The 17,896-nt window shown below is 38.1% G+C and carries 15 protein-coding genes; 8 read left to right on the top strand and 7 right to left on the bottom strand.

The window, feature by feature from the left end:
* Positions 1-18 precede the first annotated feature (18 nt).
* Complete coding sequence (locus tag KD050_RS13415; protein ID WP_211892849.1) at positions 19-735, bottom strand: gamma-glutamyl-gamma-aminobutyrate hydrolase family protein; 717 nt, start codon at positions 733-735, stop codon at positions 19-21.
* Positions 736-900: 165 nt separating this feature from the next.
* Between KD050_RS13415 and KD050_RS13410 the strand changes: the two genes are divergently transcribed.
* On the top strand, positions 901-1,779 hold the full coding sequence (locus KD050_RS13410; protein WP_211892848.1) for an SDR family oxidoreductase: 879 nt from the start codon (positions 901-903) through the stop codon (positions 1,777-1,779).
* Between the two features lie 207 nt (positions 1,780-1,986).
* A complete protein-coding gene (locus KD050_RS13405) occupies positions 1,987-2,127 on the top strand; it encodes a YjcZ family sporulation protein (protein ID WP_211892847.1) in 141 nt (46 codons plus the stop codon).
* Between the two features lie 269 nt (positions 2,128-2,396).
* Here the strand turns inward: KD050_RS13405 and KD050_RS13400 are convergent, their stop codons facing one another.
* Positions 2,397-3,236 carry an aldo/keto reductase gene (locus KD050_RS13400; protein WP_211892846.1) on the bottom strand — a complete coding sequence of 280 codons (840 nt, stop codon included), beginning with the start codon at positions 3,234-3,236 and terminating at the stop codon, positions 2,397-2,399.
* Between the two features lie 25 nt (positions 3,237-3,261).
* Positions 3,262-4,452, bottom strand: a complete 1,191-nt coding sequence (locus tag KD050_RS13395) for an MFS transporter (RefSeq protein WP_211892845.1) — start codon at positions 4,450-4,452, stop codon at positions 3,262-3,264.
* A gap of 179 nt (positions 4,453-4,631) precedes the next feature.
* Here KD050_RS13395 and KD050_RS13390 point away from each other — a divergent pair, with 179 nt between their 5' ends.
* A complete protein-coding gene (locus tag KD050_RS13390) occupies positions 4,632-5,003 on the top strand; it encodes a winged helix-turn-helix transcriptional regulator (RefSeq protein ID WP_211892844.1) in 372 nt (123 codons plus the stop codon).
* A 992-nt stretch (positions 5,004-5,995) separates the two neighbouring features.
* Here the strand turns inward: KD050_RS13390 and KD050_RS13385 are convergent.
* The 4 genes from KD050_RS13385 to KD050_RS13370 all read right to left on the bottom strand — a co-directional run bounded on the left by KD050_RS13385 (position 5,996) and on the right by KD050_RS13370 (position 12,187).
* A complete protein-coding gene (locus KD050_RS13385; protein WP_211892843.1) occupies positions 5,996-7,390 on the bottom strand; it encodes a SpoVR family protein in 1,395 nt (464 codons plus the stop codon).
* Entirely contained in the window at positions 7,390-8,550 is a 1,161-nt protein-coding gene (gene yhbH, locus KD050_RS13380; protein WP_211892842.1) for a sporulation protein YhbH, read from the bottom strand. The genes KD050_RS13385 and yhbH overlap by 1 nt, the downstream gene beginning before the upstream one ends.
* Positions 8,551-9,250: 700 nt before the next feature.
* Positions 9,251-11,146, bottom strand: a complete 1,896-nt coding sequence (locus KD050_RS13375; RefSeq protein WP_211892841.1) for a PrkA family serine protein kinase — start codon at positions 11,144-11,146, stop codon at positions 9,251-9,253.
* A gap of 159 nt (positions 11,147-11,305) precedes the next feature.
* Positions 11,306-12,187 carry a DUF4349 domain-containing protein gene (locus KD050_RS13370; protein WP_211892840.1) on the bottom strand — a complete coding sequence of 294 codons (882 nt, stop codon included), beginning with the start codon at positions 12,185-12,187 and terminating at the stop codon, positions 11,306-11,308.
* Between the two features lie 196 nt (positions 12,188-12,383).
* Between KD050_RS13370 and hutU the strand changes: the two genes are divergently transcribed.
* The 5 genes from hutU to KD050_RS13345 all read left to right on the top strand — a co-directional run bounded on the left by hutU (position 12,384) and on the right by KD050_RS13345 (position 17,774).
* Positions 12,384-14,051 (top strand): urocanate hydratase, encoded by a 1,668-nt coding sequence (gene hutU / locus KD050_RS13365; protein WP_211892839.1) that lies wholly within the window; start codon positions 12,384-12,386, stop codon positions 14,049-14,051.
* Positions 14,052-14,056: 5 nt separating this feature from the next.
* Positions 14,057-15,316, top strand: a complete 1,260-nt coding sequence (gene hutI, locus KD050_RS13360; RefSeq protein ID WP_211892838.1) for an imidazolonepropionase — start codon at positions 14,057-14,059, stop codon at positions 15,314-15,316.
* Between the two features lie 168 nt (positions 15,317-15,484).
* Positions 15,485-17,002: a histidine ammonia-lyase gene (gene hutH, locus KD050_RS13355; protein WP_211892837.1), complete on the top strand. Its 1,518-nt coding sequence runs from the start codon at positions 15,485-15,487 to the stop codon at positions 17,000-17,002.
* 359 nt (positions 17,003-17,361) lie between these two features.
* On the top strand, positions 17,362-17,535 hold the full coding sequence (locus KD050_RS13350; RefSeq protein WP_211892836.1) for a hypothetical protein: 174 nt from the start codon (positions 17,362-17,364) through the stop codon (positions 17,533-17,535).
* Positions 17,536-17,561: 26 nt separating this feature from the next.
* Entirely contained in the window at positions 17,562-17,774 is a 213-nt protein-coding gene (locus KD050_RS13345) for a hypothetical protein (protein WP_211896396.1), read from the top strand.
* Positions 17,775-17,896 lie beyond the last annotated feature (122 nt).

Here is a 17,896-nt window from a genome sequence, read left to right as displayed (position 1 = left end):
GGAGGCAAAGTATTGTTATTATTTATTCTTACGTTCTAAAGCTGCATCTATATATGCTTTAAAAATACGCTTTGAAGGCTCATCTCCATCTATAGCAAACTCTTCGGGATGCCATTGAAAGCCAAATACGAAACTATGGTCCTTACTTTCTATACATTCAATAATTCCATCCGTTGCTTTTGCAATTGTTTCCAACCCTTTACCAACTTTATTGACCGCTTGATGATGAAATGAATTTACTTTAAATTCTTCTTCCTGTAGTATGTCATAAATTCGATTACCCTTTTCTAGTTTTACTGGATGCGATCTATGCGTCCGAATTGCCTTTTGTAAATGTTGCATTACCGGTTCATCTCGCTGTGAGTGAATCGATTGATAAAGTGATCCACCCTGTACAATATTTAACATATGTAAACCACGACATACCCCAATATAAGGTTTATCTAATTCCAACATTTTTTGAATAAGTTTAAATTCCATTTCGTCTAATTGGGGTGTAATCTGTTTTAAATGCACATGAGGAACTTCATTGTAATAACTTGGATCAATATCCTCCCCACCTGTAACAAAAAGGCCATCTAGCCGTTTACTTAGTTCATCTATGTCTTCCTCTGGTACTAAAGGGATTAAGATAGGAATCCCACCTGCTTGTATAATGGCATTTGCATAAACTGGTGGCATAAAATAGCAGCCATCTTCTAGAACTTCTGTTGTGATTCCTATTATTGGTTTCATTTTGTATTCTCCGCTCTTCTCTCTAGAGAGTATATTCTCCCTATATATACCCGCTTCCAAATTTTTAAAAACGTAATGAACTATTCGGACAAATCATTAGTTTTACGTTTGTTTTTTTGTTTGAAGGGAATAAATGTAACAACCAAGTTAAGGGAGGAATTCATAATGGCAGATAAATACGAAAAAATAGACAAAAAAGTTCCAGGTCAGACACAGCAGCAACAACCTGGTATTGAAGAGGAAATGACCCCAGAACCTATCTTTGATGACCAAAATTATAAAGGATCGGATAAACTAACAGATAAGGTTGCTTTAGTTACAGGTGGTGATAGTGGGATTGGACGTGCGGTTTCTATTGCATTTGCTAAAGAAGGTGCAAATGTAGCGATTGTTTACTTAGACGAAAATGAAAAACAAGATGCGGATAAAACAGCAGCATTAATAGAAAAATATGGCGGAAAAGCATTAACAATCAAGACTGATTTAAGTGATGATGAAAATTGTCAACAAGCAGTGGAGCAAGTGATTCAGGAATTTGGACAACTAAATGTGTTAGTCAATAATGCTGGAAAACAATTTCCAACAGATGATTTTCTTGCAATCACGCCAGATCAATTGCAGGAAACCTTCTCTACAAATATTTTTTCTATGTTTTATTTATCTCAAGCCGCACTTCCTCATATGAAGAAAGGCGATACAATCATTAATACTTCCTCCATCACAGCGTATAACGGTTCACCTGGTCTAATCGATTACTCTGCAACTAAAGGGGCTATAACATCCTTTACTCGTTCATTGGCATTGAACTTAATCGAGAAAGGAATCAGGGTAAACGCAGTGGCACCTGGACCTATCTGGACTCCACTTATCCCTGCTACATTTGATAAAGAAAAAGTGAGACAGCATGGAGCTGATACACCAATTGGTCGTCGTGGACAGCCAGCAGAAAATGCTCCGGCTTATGTATTTTTAGCCTCCACTGATTCTAGTTATATGACTGGTCAAACGATTCATGTAGACGGTGGGGATTTTGTAGGTTCTTAATTGGGAATTTAATTACTTAATCATTGGCTGTTATTATAATTGTAATAAAAAATGCTCAGAGTTTTTCTCTGAGCATTTTTTGTATTCTGAACTTATATAATCTGAGGTTCATTTATTAAAAAAATATAATTTTTTACCTTGATGCCCTGTTCATATTTAAACTTACTAATACTCTAACAATATCACAGGAAAGAAGGGATGATTAGTATGTCTGGAAATGATGGCGTTGGAGGAGCTAGTGGATACGGTTCTGGTTTTACACTGATTGTTGTTTTGTTTATTTTGCTTATTATTGTTGGTGCTGCTTTTGTTGATGGTTATGGTGGCAATGGTGGCAAATGTTATTAATGTGTAAATGTTAATAGCAAGTGAAGTACTCTAAATCGCAAGGTGACTCAGATTACTTGCTAGTGAAGGGCCGTATTGTTGCAAATCACAAATTAGATGCCCTAAATCGCAATTTCCACCTACAGAACCGCAAGTAAAAGGCTGCAAATCGCAAGTTCAAGTTGGAAAATCACAAGATATTTAACTGAACAACTATATTCGTATATGTAAAAAACGAGATTCTATAACGCTAGAATCTCGTTTTTATTATATGCTCTTAGAATTTAAAATTAAAAATCAAAGTTATCTGGATCTGGTCCAACTCGTTGATTTTTATTCATATTATTAATTCGACTCATATCATCTTTGGTTAATTCAAAATCAAACACGTCTGCATTTTCTACAATGCGATGTTCTTTCGTAGATTTGGGTATTGTAATAACGTCATTTTGAAGGTCCCAGCGTATGATAATTTGTGCCACAGATTTACCATACTTAGCAGCTATTTCTTGAAGCTCTTCATTGTCGAGTAACTGTCCTGCCATTAGTGGAGACCATGCCTCTAACTGAATATCATGTTCCTTACAGAATGTTTGTAACTCTTTTTGACTTAAACGGGGATGATATTCCACTTGGTTTATCATTGGAATAATCTCAGCATCCTTCAATAACTCTTCTAGATGATTAATATGGAAATTACTTACACCAATAGCTTTCACCCTGCCCTCTTTGTATAGAGTTTCTAGAGCTTTCCATGCTTCCTTATACTTTCCTTCTACAGGCCAATGAATTAAGTATAAATCTAGGTATTCTAATCCTAGTTTAGCCAAACTTTCTTCATAGGCTGCAATAGTTGCTTCATATCCTAGCTCTGAATTCCAAACTTTTGAAGTAACAAAAAGATCCTCTCTAGCAACATGTCCCTCTTCAATACCCTTTCTGATTCCTTGTCCGACTCCTACTTCATTTCCATAAATGGCTGCTGTATCGATGCTACGGTACCCATGTTTAATAGCAATTTTTACTGCATCTATTAACTCTTGTCCATCCTCTACTCTAAATACCCCTAGCCCTAATATAGGCATTTCTACACCATTGAATAATGTTTTTCTAGATTGTAAATTTTTCATTTTGAATTCCTCCATTATATTAAAATTAATTGTTGTGCTGGTCTCTTCTCTCGAACATTCGACTAATACCGCTTAATACAGCTGCAAGCATAACCATTATTGCTCCAATCCAAGCAGTGTGAATGAGGCCGATAGTATCCGCGACAAATCCTCCTAAATAAGATCCAATCGCAATACCCGCGTTAAAAGCGGCTATATTCATAGCAGAAGCAACGTCAACCGCACTTGGAACATAACGTTCTGCTAACATTACGACATATACTTGCAGACCAGGAACATTCATGAATGCAAATAACCCCATTAAAATGATTGTTATTAATCCCGCAACTTTAAAAGGAGCTGTAAATGTTAATAGGAGCAATACAATTGCTTGAATAATAAACATATAAAAGAGTGAACCGATCGGGTTTTTATTGGAAAGCTTTCCTCCAATCATATTTCCAATTGCAATTGCAATACCGTAAACAAGTAATATTATAGCTATTGTCCCCTGTTTAAATCCTGTCACTGACTGAAGCAATGGCGATAAATACGTGAACACGACAAATGTTCCCCCATAACCAAGCGCTGTAATTATGAAGACCAATAGCAATCTACTATTTGTTACAAGCTTTAGTTGATCTTGTAGTGAGGTTCGAGTGCCTTTCCGTAAATCGGATGGAATAAGTATGCTATTAGCTATAAATCCGATGATTCCTATCACGACAATTGCTCCAAAAGCGAAACGCCATCCAAACTGTTGTCCAAGAAATGTACCAAAAGGCACACCTGTAATAGTCGCGACGGTTAATCCCGTAAACATAATAGAAATTGCACTCGCTCGCTTGTTTTCTGGTACTAAATCAGCAGCTATCGTTGAACCGATGGACATAAAAATACCATGTGCAAATGCTGAAATGACGCGTGCAATTAAAAGCATTGTCACACTTGTTGCATAAGCAGCTATTCCATTACCAATAATGAACACAATCATTATCCAAAGCAGTAAGGATTTTCGTGGCATCCTTGAAGTAATTGATGTTAAAACCGGTGCTCCTATTGTTACACCAAGCGCATACAACGAAACCGTCAGTCCTGCTGTTGTCAAAGATATATCCAAGTCTTTAGATATTAATGGCAATAGCCCAACACTAACAAATTCTGTCGTTCCTATCGCAAACGCACTTACCGCTAATGCTAGTAACGCAAACATGCTTCTTTTACTATCTAAAGTCATTATTTCTCAACCTTTCTTCCATATATATAAAGTCCGTGAGACCAAAACATATTGTAATTCTACCGGCAAATGTTATTATGGTTCATAGTTATCCAAAAGAAAAGTACGCACTTTTAAGTAATATAGGCACTATTAAGTTATATAGGTACTTTTTAGTTCCTATTAAAAGGAGAATTACGATGAAACGAAAGAAGTATAATATATCTGTGGAAGCAACATTAGAGGTCATTGGTGGCAAGTGGAAATGCGTTATTTTATGTCATTTAACACATGGAAAAAAACGCACGAGTGAGTTGAAGCGACTTATGCCTGACATCACTCAAAAGATGTTAACGCAACAACTAAGAGAGTTAGAGGCGGATGGCGTCATTAACAGGATTGTCTATAACCAAGTCCCACCCAAAGTAGAGTATGAACTAAGCGAATATGGTTCAAGCCTTGAAAGTATATTAAGTGCTCTTTGTACATGGGGAGAAGTGCATATCACAAAAGTATACGGAGATAAATTTTCTGTATTAGAGAATAGCATTTTGAACGAAGGCTTAAAATAAACTAAGAAAAGCGCAAGTGCCCTTTAAGGTCAAAACTTGCTTCTATCGTTTTCGAAGGGCTTTAAACAGACATTTTACTATATGATTACCGAGTGAATTTTTAGAGATGCTGGTTGGTTGTGACGTCCGTCACAACCAACCAGCATCCTTTTTTCGGTAATCTTATGGCATTTATCTGTCCGTCGCCCTCCTACAACTCTTAGAAACAGGTAAGTACGTTTTTGGATAACTAGAGAAAAGCTACTGTCCCATTTATAGAGTAAGCTCTCGAAGATGCAATTTCGTTCGCTATTTCGCTTCTTTATTGGAAAAACACTTACTACTTCTCTTTATTTCCTAGTAAAAAATAAAACCTGCTTTCTTCATCTATTATTGGATAATAGCATTTCTAATTCAAAAGCATTACAAATAATTTTATTAATCTCTAAAATTTGAGCAATCTTATCATCTATCGATAAGCTATGCTACATTTTATAGTGAAGTACTACACACAAATGGATTGTAGTGGAAGGTGGCGACTACAGCAGGATGAGTGAGACAGATGAACCATCACAGGCGAACGCGCAAGCGTCGGTGATGGTTCATCGCTCACCCTGCGGAACGCGTCCACCTGAAACGGAAATCAGTCGTATTATTCATTTATAAAAGTCTCGCAACCCAGTGTTCACAGGACATTTTTATATACTTTCCTATCTCTTAAGAAAAACCGTCCAAAAAAGAAGCCCAGTCCTTTAAGTTCAAAAACTGTTTCTACCGTTTTCAGCAGACCTTGGATATACTCGTTGCTGTATTATTATCGGTTGATTTTTTAAAGAGGCCGGTCGTGGTTGATGGCACGACCGACCTCTCTTTTCTCGCTAATCTTCTGGGTTTGTATATCTCTCGACTTCCTGCAACTTTTGGAAACAGATTCGAAATGCTTTTGGGAAGAAGTGAAGTAAGTACTTTCTCTCATATAAAAACGAGATTCTATATAGAACCCCGTTTTTATCCTACATATTCATTTTAGAAACTTTTTTGCCGTCAAATGTATATAAAACCTGTTTTCCGTCTACTACAGTTTCCATATGGATTGTTCTCCCCCATAATTGATGGATATATGGTAGAACATTTTCCAAATAATGAGGATCTAGTTCCGTTCCTTCATAACCATGGTGTAAATATAACTCTCCTAGCCTCATATAGTCTCCATTTTCTACTACAATATAAGGAAAGCTTCCATTCACTCGCATCGACACTAGCTGATCGCGGACATTTTCATAATCCTTATCTGTTATTTCATAGTTACCATTCTTTTTCTCAAACAAATATAAATCTTCCTGTTTCACTAATTCCTTTGTTAAGTAATTTCGAATAAAAGATATGTCTGATTCTATCTCTCTTACTTCAAACATTTTCTGCCTACCCGAATTAGTTTCAATTCCTAAATCTTTCATTTCATTTGTTGGGTTATTATATCTCTTTTCTATATCTTCGAAAATTTTCAAACCCAAATAATATGGATTGATGCCAGTTTTAGAAGGCTGCACTACATTGGCATTCAACTTGGCAAATTCAATTGTTTCAACACTTGTTAAATCCATTTCTCTTAATATACGTTGGTGCCAAAAGGATGCCCAACCCTCATTCATAATTTTCGTTTCTAATTGTGGCCAGAAGTAGAGCATTTCCTCTCGCATCATTGTTAAAATATCCCGTTGCCACTCCTCTAACTCACTGCTGTATTCCTCTATAAAAAGGAGCAGGTCTTTTTCGGGTTTCGGAGGGAATTTTTTTCGATAAGGAAGCACCAATCTTGTTTTATCTTCTCGATGATCCAAATTCCATAAATCATCATAAGCTGTTTTTCGTACGACTTCTACTTCTTCCTCATCCTCATAAACCGGCAATTTAGGTCTCATAATGGACGGATCGATGTGCTCTTGGATAGCTAAAACCGCATCTAAAAAGCTCTCAACCTCTTCTTTTCCATATAGCATCTCATAGGCTGCAACTCGTTCCGCGGTTGCGGTCATACTTTCCACCATATCTCTTCGTGTATTAGAGAAACGTACATTATGTTTGAAAAAGTCACAATGAGCGAGTACATGCGCAATAATAAGCTTATTTTGTATGAGGCTATTTGTGTCCAATAAAAACGCATAGCAAGGATCAGAATTAATCACTAATTCATAAATTTGACTGAGGCCAAAATCATATTGCATTTTCATCTTATGAAATTGTTTTCCAAAACTCCAATGGGCAAAACGTGTGGGCATACCATACGCACCGAATGTATAAATGATATCTGCAGGGCAAATCTCATACCTCATTGGATAAGTGTCGAGGCCGAATCCTGTGGCGATTTCGGTAATTTCCGCAATGGCATGTTGTAATTTTCTCTCCATTACTTGACTCCCTTTTGAAAAATACTCTTCAGTGCTTCATATACGTCTTTATTTTCTTTCAATACATAGTATCTAAACTTTGGATTTTCAATTTTTTTATAAGTGTTCATTAAAGTGGAATATCTGCTATGAGCATTTACTTCGCCGTACCCAAAAATACTGGAAACATCCATTAATTCGTTTACAAGTTGAATACATCTGATGTTATCACTAGTCATATTCTCTCCATCAGAAAAATGTACAGGATAAATGTTATAACGAGTTGGACTATATTTCTCTTTAATAAGCTCTAGCGCTTTCATGTATGCCGAAGAACAAATCGTACCTCCACTTTCTCCTTTTGAAAAAAACGCTTCCTCTGTTACAACTTTTGCTTCTGTGTGATGGGCAATAAATTCAATTTCTACCGTTTCATATTGAGAGCGCAAAAACCTTGCCATCCAGAAAAAAAAGCTTCTAGCACAATACTTTTCAAAGTTCCCCATCGATCCACTTGTATCCATCATTGCCAACACAACTGCCTTCGATTCTGGTTTTACTACTTCATCCCATGTCTTAAAGCGCAAGTCATCTTGGTGGATAGGCATTATTTCTGCCTTCCCCTTCATTGCATTTCGTTTAATAGCAGTCATGATAGTTCGCTTTTTATCAATATTGCCCATTAGACCTTTTTTTCGTATATCGTTGAATGTAATATGTTCCGTTGTAATTTCTGCCTGTTCCTTTTCTTCTAAGTTAGGCAACTCCATTTGGTTGAAAAGCTCCTGCTCTATTTCTGCAATAGATATCTCAGCTTCATAATAGTCTTGACCTGCCTGATCACCGGCCTGTTTCCCTTGCCCTGCTTTTCCTTTTTCATCTCCTGAACCCTTTGCAATAACATCTCCTACTTGACTATCCCCATCACCTTGCCCAACGTGCTTTGATGAATCATAGTTATACCTGATTTTATATTCATCTAGTGAGCGAATCGGGATTTTAATGACTTCTCGTCCATTAGACATAATGATATTTTCTTCACTGATCAAATCGGGCAAGTTGTTTTGAATCGCTTCCTTCACTTTCTCCATATGTCGCTGTTGGTCTTGGTGTCCCTTTCGATGTAAAGACCAGTTTTCCTGCGAAACGACAAATTGTTTTGCTTCTTCTTTATTCTCCATTTTTCTCAACACCTACCTATTTTTTATCATATGCCCGTTTGTCATTCTTATTGCAGATGTAATCCAAAAATGTAGAGATTAATGGTTGTATAAAAGTGGGGTTGGCTGGATTTTGTTACTGATAAGAAAAACGAAAGCGCCCCTTAAGATCAAAATCTGTATCTATCGTTTTCGAAGTGCTTTGGACAGATTTTTCACTATATTATTACCGAATAATTTTTAGGAAGGCTGGTCGTGACGTTAGTCACGACCAGCCTTCCTTTTTCGGTAATCTTACGGCGTTTATCTGTCCGTCGCCCTTCTTCAACTTTAGGAACAGGTCTAGTACATTCTTGTATAATGAAAGAAAAGATTACTCACTTAATTGATTGATTGAAGTGGAAGGTGGCGACTCCAGCGGGATGAGTGAGATAGGTGAGACATCGCAACGTACGCGAAAGCGGTGGTGATGGCCTCATCGCTCACCCCGCGGAACACGTCCACCTGAAACGGAAATCAGTAATACAGTAGTATTATTAGATAAATTGTATTTTTCAAAATACCGGGAACATTGAGTTCATGGCACACAACATCTTATACTTTCATAATCTTTTAAAAAAAAGGCATCCAAATACCGAATAACCGGTTATGGAATTGCCTTTTTCTTTATTAATCATTCGACTATGTTATTCGTCCCTTCTTACAACTGTCGCATTTACATCTATCGATTAAGTAAACTACCAACATATTTCAATAGCTCATTGGCTGATGTGGAGTTGTATCCATGTTCGTCTATTAATCTTGCCACTACTTCATTTACTTTCTTCAGATGAGCTTCATCTGGTGTCTTAGATGATGTTGTAATTTTCACGACATCCTTTAAATCAGCAAATAATTTCTTTTGGATGGCTTCACGTAGACGCTCATGTGAATTATATTCAAAACGTTTTCCTTTTCTTGCATATGCCGATAATCGAATGAGTATTTCTTCTCGAAATGCTTTTTTCGCATTTTCAGAAATTCCGATTTGTTCCTCAATGGAGCGCATTAGCTTCTCATCTGGGTTCAACTCTTCCCCAGTCAGTGGGTCTCTCATTTTGTTTTTATTGCAGAAAGCCTCAACGTTATCTAAATAGTTGTTCATTAGCGTAATTGCTGACTCTTCATATGAGTAAACAAATGCTTTTTGTACTTCTTTCTTCGCTATTTCATCGTATTCTTTGCGGGCAATAGCTATATAATTCATGTATTTTTCTTTGTCTTCATCAGAGATGGATGCGTGCTGATCAAGGCCCTCTTTTAAAGAACGCAACACATCTAGGGCATTAATCGACGGAACTTCTTTACGAATAATCGCAGAAGAAATGCGGTTGATTACGTAACGCGGATCAATTCCATTCATTCCTTCGGTTTGGGACTCTTTCTTCAATTCCTCCACATCGATGTCGTTATAGCCTTCCACATTTTCACCATCGTAAAGGCGCATTTTTTTGACGAGATCTATTCCTGTTTTTTTCGGAATCTCAAGTCTCGTAAGTACGGAAAAAATTGCAGCAGCCCTTAGTGCATGCGGGGCAATATGAACATGCGTCATATCACTTTCTCTAATCATCTTTTCATATATCCGTTCTTCCTGGCTGACCTTTAGATTATAAGGTATCGGCATGACAATAATACGAGAATGTAACGCTTCATTCTTTTTATTGGCTATAAAAGATCGGTATTCAGTTTCATTGGTATGGGCTACGATCAATTCATCTGCACTGATTAATGCAAAGCGTCCTGCCTTAAAATTACCTTCCTGTGTTAATGATAATAAATGCCAAAGAAATTTTTCATCTAGTTTCAGCATTTCTTGGAACTCCATCATTCCTCTATTCGCTTTATTGAGCTCCCCATCAAAGCGATATGCACGAGGATCTGATTCTGAACCATATTCTGCTATTGTTGAAAAGTCTATAGAGCCCGTTAAATCAGCGATATCTTGAGATTTAGGGTCGGATGGTGTAAAGGTACCAATTCCCACTCTTTTGTCCTCTGAAAAGAAAATGCGCTCCACCATGACATCTTCTACGCGACCATCATATTCCTTTTCAAGCCTCATCGAGTTTAAAGGTGACAAACTACCTTCAATGCGAATTCCATATTCATCAAAGAAGTCTTCTCGCAAATGCTGAGGGATTAAATGCAGAGGATCCTCATGCATTGGACAGCCTTTTATAGCGTATACCGCACCCTCATCTGTACGAGAATATTGTTCAAACCCTCGTTTAAGTAGTGTTACAATAGTCGACTTTCCTCCACTCACTGGCCCCATTAATAATAAAATTCGTTTTCGTACATCCAATCTTCTGGCTGCAGGATGAAAGTATTCTTCCACTAATCGCTCTAGTGATTCCTCTAATCCAAAAATCTCATTTTGAAAAAAAGTAAATTGTTTTTTGTTTTCTTGTTCAGTAAGTCCTGCATTTTTTATCATGCTATAAACCCGTGCATGTGCCGTTTGGGCAACCTCTGGACGTTCCTTCACAATCGCTAAAAATTCTTCAAACGTACCTTCCCACTTGAGCTGGTTCTCTTCTTCTCGATAATTTCTTACTTTGTTTAAAATGTCCATGTTTCCCTCCATTCATGGGAGTAGTTTATACATAGTATGAAGTTTTAGAAATTATGATACCAAATTCTCCACAACAATAAAGCATCTCTTGTGAGATCAAGAGATGCTTTATTCGTTGTTTATAGGATATTCACAATTATAATACCCGACTTTAGATTACTATTCTTTTACTTTCCTTCTCTTAATTACCCAAACTACCACAACTGCAATAATTGCCAAAAGCGCTAGCACTGGTATATTACCAATTATAAACACAATAATTCCTGAGCCTATTGATAAAAGTGAGTTTGTACTTGTTATAAATTGCTTTTTCGTTTTCTCCCATGTATTCAAGTCTTTGTTTTCTATTTCTGGAATAATGACACGGTTTTCATACATAGTTAATTCGATCGTGGAAAAGGACGTTTGATTTTCTAAATAATTTATTTTCCCCACTAGTACCTCTATTTCTTCTTGGATCTTTGCCAGATCATTGGAAATTTTCAGTAGGTCATCTGTTTTTTCAGCATCTTTCATAAATGCTAGTAACCGTTCCTCCACTGCACGTTTTGATTTTACTCGAGAACTTAGGTCTACATACTGCTCAGTTACATCCTGTCCAGTTACATTTTTTTCTAAAACTTTGGATGCTTCCACCTCTGCTTCGGACAAAAATGTTTCAAAATGCTTCTCTGGAATTCGCACAACCATTTTCCCAGTACTTGTTTCTTCAGATTCCAAATACACATTGGACTCCACAATATAGCCTTCATACTTCTTCACCTTTTGTTCCATATTATGCTGTGCCTTTTCTAAATCCTTTACATTCGTGCTAATCTTAGCCTGATGAATGATCATTCGAGTGTTAGGTGCCTCTATATCCTCTGTTGCACTCTCCTGTTCCACTTCTGCTTCTACACTTTTTTGTTCCTCAGTTGCAAATTCTGCCGAATCAGATACTCTATCTGCTGAACTCATCTTAGCAGACTCTTCGTCCCCACTACAGGCTGCTAGTAGTGCGAATAGGCTTACGGTAACTAAGGATAACCACACTTTTTTCATAATAACTGCCCCCTTATATATATCTGAATAATCAGACGGTTAATAATGGAAATAGTTTCAATTCACTAACAAAGCACTCTATTATGCTAATAAAGTATTGAATTAGCAGATGAGAAATTTTTACTTTTTTCATAAAAACCCTTAAATAGTTTAAAAATTTAGATAGAATAAAGATAGAAATCGAGGAGGTATTTAAATGGGAAAAGCAAACGATAAGGTTATTCGATATAGAGGAACCAAGTTGAATACGAAAGGTTGGCTACAGGAAGCAGCACTTCGCATGCTTATGAACAATTTAGATGCGGAGGTAGCAGAGCATCCTGATGACTTAGTTGTTTACGGTGGTATCGGTAAGGCAGCTCGTAACTGGGATGCATTTGATGCAATAGTTCGCTCTTTAAAGGAACTCGAAAATGATGAAACATTGCTTGTCCAATCCGGAAAACCAGTAGCGGTATTTAAATCCCACATCGATGCACCACGTGTTTTGATAGCAAACTCAAACTTAGTGCCGGCGTACGCTACATGGGAGCATTTTCATGAGCTCGATAAAAAGGGATTAATGATGTATGGACAAATGACTGCAGGCAGTTGGATTTACATTGGCTCTCAAGGAATTGTCCAAGGAACTTATGAAACATTTGCTGAACTTGCAAAACAGCATTTCAATGGAACGCTAAAAAATACGATAACACTTACAGCTGGGTTAGGTGGTATGGGGGCAGCTCAGCCATTAGCAGTTACGATGAATGGTGGAGTATGTATTGCTATAGAAGTAGATGAAACTAGAATAGATAGACGCATTGAAACACGCTACACAGACTTGAAAGCGCATACATTAGATGAGGCAATTCAACTAGCAGAAGAAGCAAAATTAGCTGGAAAACCTCTCTCTATAGGACTTGTTGGAAATGCAGCGGATATTTTACCTGAAATGATCGCTCGTGGTTTTACACCAGATGTATTGACCGATCAAACTTCAGCGCATGATCCATTAAACGGCTACATCCCTTCCCAAACGTCCCTAGAGGAAGCAATACTCTTACGTCAAGAAAATCCTAGCGAATATATAAAGCGCTCTAAGACCTCTATGACCGTGCATGTGCGTGCTATGGTGGAGTTAATGGATAAAGGTTCCATAACATTCGATTATGGCAATAATATACGCCAGGTGGCCAAGGATGAAGGGTTCAATCGTGCTTTTGACTTCCCTGGATTTGTCCCTGCTTATATCCGACCACAGTTTTGTGAAGGCAAAGGTCCCTTCAGATGGGTCGCATTGTCTGGAGACCCTGAAGACATATATAAAACTGATGAAGTAATCTTACGCGAATTTAGCTATAACACTCATCTATGTAATTGGATTAAAATGGCTCGTGAAAAAATCCAATTCCAAGGACTTCCTTCCAGAATATGCTGGTTAGGTTATGGTGAACGAGCACGCTTTGGGAAAATTATCAATGATATGGTTGCCTCTGGTGAATTAAGTGCTCCCATCGTCATTGGACGAGATCATCTAGATTCAGGATCGGTTGCCTCCCCGAATCGTGAAACAGAGGCGATGAAAGATGGCTCAGATGCAGTGGCAGATTGGCCTATTTTAAATGCCATGATAAATGCTGTCGGCGGTGCAACATGGGTTTCCGTACACCACGGAGGCGGGGTCGGAATGGGATATTCTATTCATGCTGGTATGGTCATAGTTGCTGATGGAACAAAAGAAGCCGAAGTAAGATTAGAACGAGTCCTCACTTCAGATCCAGGTATGGGAATTGTTCGTCATTTCGACGCTGGTTACGAGCTGGCAGAAAAGACAGCTCGTGCTAAAGGCGTCCATATTCCAATGATGGAAAAGGAGTGCTAAAGCATATGAGTAGTCCGGTATGGATTAAACACGCATCTCAATTAGTTACCTTGGCTAACGAGCATAAAGGTCCACGAACGAAAGAAGCCATGAGTGAGCTTTCTATTATTGAAGATGGAAGTATATGGATTGAAAATGGACTGATTCAAGCTATAGGTACAACAGAGGAGCTGCAAAGAAAGTATGCAACTCGTATAGATGAAGCGGAAATCATTGATGCGTTTGGAAAACTCGTCACACCTGGACTTATAGATCCACATACGCATGTTGCATACGGTGGAAGTCGTGAGCGTGAATTTGAAATGCGTCTAGAAGGTGCCACTTATATGGATATTATGAACGCAGGCGGAGGTATCCATGCGACTAGCCGCATGACACGAGAAGCATCTGAAGAAGAAATTTTTGTCCAGACTGAAAAAAGGCTAGACTCATTTTTAGCTCATGGTGTTACTACTATAGAAGGAAAAAGTGGATATGGTTTAAATGTTGAAACGGAGATAAAACAACTTCGCGTTATGCAGCGATTGCAGGCAGAACATCCAATAGATATTGTTCCAACTTTTATGGGGGCACATGCTGTTCCCGCTGAATTTAAAGGAAAAGAAGATGAATACGTTGGTTTGATAGTGAATGATATGCTGCCCAAAGTAGCCGGTGAAAAGCTCGCTAAGTTTAATGACGTCTTCTGTGAAGTGGGCGTCTTTACCCCTCAGCAATCGCAGCGAATTTTAGAGGCTGGGAAAGCTCTTGGGTTGACCCCTAAAATTCATGCTGATGAAATTGAACCTTATGGAGGAGCCGAACTTGCGGCGGAAGTGGGAGCTATTTCTGCAGAGCATTTATTGAAAGCATCAGATAGCGGTATTGCTGCAATGGCCAAACAAGGAGTTATCGCATGCCTATTGCCTGCAACAGCTTTGTATTTACGAGAGACTGCTGCAAGGGGTCGAGCAATGATTGATGCTGGTGTGCCAGTTGCGATTTCAACTGATTGTAATCCTGGTTCCTCTCCCACAACATCCATGCCGCTTGTGATGAATTTAGCTTGTATTTCGATGAGACTTACTCCTGCTGAGAGCTTATGTGCGGCAACATACAATGCAGCCTGTGCTATTCAAATGGAGGATAAAGTCGGCTCTTTAGAAATAGGTAAACAAGCAGATATTGTGCTCTGGAACGTTCCAAATTACCAGCAATTACAGTATTTGTTTGGAGTAAATCATGTGAATAGTGTGTGGAAAAAAGGAGTAAAGGTGGTCGGTTAACATTGAAATAGTCCAACCAAAATGGCAATAGAAAAGCATTAGGGATTTGAAGTACATCAATGGATTGAACAAAACCCTACTTCTGCATACCCTAATTCATACTTTATGCTACTCTTATCTCCAGCTCTGGCATTCAATTAATTCAACTTGGAAAGAATGTGATTAATCTTGATTAACTTAAAAGGAAATGCTCTTACTCTGGAACATATGAGAGCAATTTTATATCAGAATGAACAGATCATAATAGATGATGGTGCAAAAGAAAATGTTGTGAAAAGTCGAAAGGTCGTTGAACGTATCGTGGAGGAAGGGCATACTGTTTATGGCATAAACACTGGTTTTGGGAAATTCAGTGATGTGAGTATAAACGAGTCTGATGTCCATGCCCTTCAACTACATCTTATTCGTTCCCATGCATGTGGTATTGGAGAACCATTCGAGGAAGTTGTATCACGCGCAATGGTCGTTCTTCGTTTAAATGCATTACTTAAAGGATTCTCTGGCATTCGTTTAGAGGTATTAGAACGACTGACATACATGGTGAACCAGCGTATTCATCCTGTGATTCCTCAGCAGGGATCTCTTGGAGCCTCTGGTGATTTAGCTCCCCTTTCCCATCTTGCTTTAGTTTTAATAGGAGAAGGGTTTGTATGGGACGGTGATAACCAAGTTCCATCCCATCTAGTTTGGGAGAAACATAATATCTCGCCCATTGTATTAGAGGCTAAAGAGGGTCTCGCATTGATAAATGGAACGCAAGCGATGACCGCTCAAGGAGTAGTCAATTGGCTTGAATCCGAAACACTCGCCTATCAAAGTGAATGGATTGCTGCCATGACAATGGAAGCTTTGTACAGCATTACAGATGCTTTTCATCCAGCTATTCATGAAGCTCGAGGTTATCCCGAGCAAGTGGGAGTTGCGAAAAGGATGCTTCAATGGCTTGAAGGTAGTCAACTTGTAACTAAGCAAGGTGAAAAACGTGTACAGGATGCCTACTCTATAAGATGTATACCTCAAATTCATGGAGCTAGCTGGCAGGTCCTTGCTTATGTGAAGGAAAAACTGGAAATTGAGATGAATGCAGCTACGGATAACCCGTTAATCATAGATGATGGCGAAGTAATCATTTCGGGAGGAAACTTTCACGGTCAGCCAATTGCATTTGCCATGGACTTCTTAAAGGTTGCAATGGCTGAACTTGCAAATGTCTCTGAGCGACGAATTGAGCGTTTAGTAAATCCACATCTAAATGAAGGATTACCACCTTTTTTAAGCCCAGAGCCTGGATTACAATCTGGAGCTATGATTTTACAATATGCAGCAGCAAGCCTAGTTTCTGAAAATAAAACCTTGGCTCATCCTGCCTCCGTTGACTCTATTCCCTCTTCCGCAAATCAGGAAGATCATGTGAGCATGGGAACAATCGGAGCAAGACATGCCAATCAAATCATTCAAAATAGCCGTAGAGTCATCGCAATCGAAGCAATTTGTGCAGTGCAAGGAGTGGAGTATAGAGGAAATACCCTCATATCTCCTGCATTACAGTACAAGTGGCAAGAAATAAGAGATATTGTTCCTTCTATTACTGAAGACCGTATTTTTAGTGTTGATGTAGAAAGAACGTATGCGCATTTAAAAAAAGAAACTACACATAAGCCTAAAGATATACCTACCTCTTCTTAATTCGAAGAGGTAGTTTTTTTAAGTATAAAATATACCTGAACTCTAGTTTCACGGTACTTTAACAAATGAATAATACTGCAATCAGTCTGACCCAGAGCCAACTGAAAACGCTAGAAACAGGTTTTTGAACTTAAGGAACCGGGCATTTTTTTGCCCGGTTTTTCTTATGGACTATTTGGTCAGGTTTATGTTTTTTTAGAGCAATGTTATGTGTTATTTTTTTAGCTCTCCTTTTGTTACAGACATGTTAATAACATAACAAGTATGTGTCACGTTCTATAAAATGTTTATAACAGAATACTTCTAGGGTAAGTACTTACTAATACACAAGAAATAATACTAAAATGGAGGAATTTAACATGATTAAAAATTCTATCGCAGGACAAAAATGGTGGAAGATAAGTGCAGCTGCATTCTTATCAGTAGGTTTATTAGCGGGGTGTGGGGATGGAGAAAATGAGTCTGATGTAGATGATAATATCGAAGAAGATGTAGAACAAGAGCTTGAAGAGGAAGATAAAGACGGAGAGTAAACGTTTGATCGTAGGAGGTAATTAGTGTGGCTACAAATTCAATCACAGGACAAAAATGGTGGAAAATCGGTACTGCGGCGTTTCTATCAGTAGGATTGTTGGCAGCTTGTGGGGATGATAACAATGGTGATGACGATCTAGACGATAATCCAGCAGAAGAAGATGTGGATGTAAATATTGAAAACGATGAAAATACGGAAGATACTGAGGAAGAAGTCATGGATAAGGATCGAGAATAGCATTTTCATTATCAGAAACAAGTCATACCCTCACTATTTTTGTGAGGGTCATGACTTTTTATTTACATGTACAAGTTCCTTTCCCGCTTAGTTTGTTGCATTTTTTACATTTTTTATTGGAA

The organism is Psychrobacillus sp. INOP01 (genome assembly GCF_018140925.1).
Lineage (GTDB): Bacteria > Bacillota > Bacilli > Bacillales_A > Planococcaceae > Psychrobacillus.
Note: the sequence above shows the minus strand (reverse complement) of the source record. Positions and strands in the feature narration are given on the sequence as shown.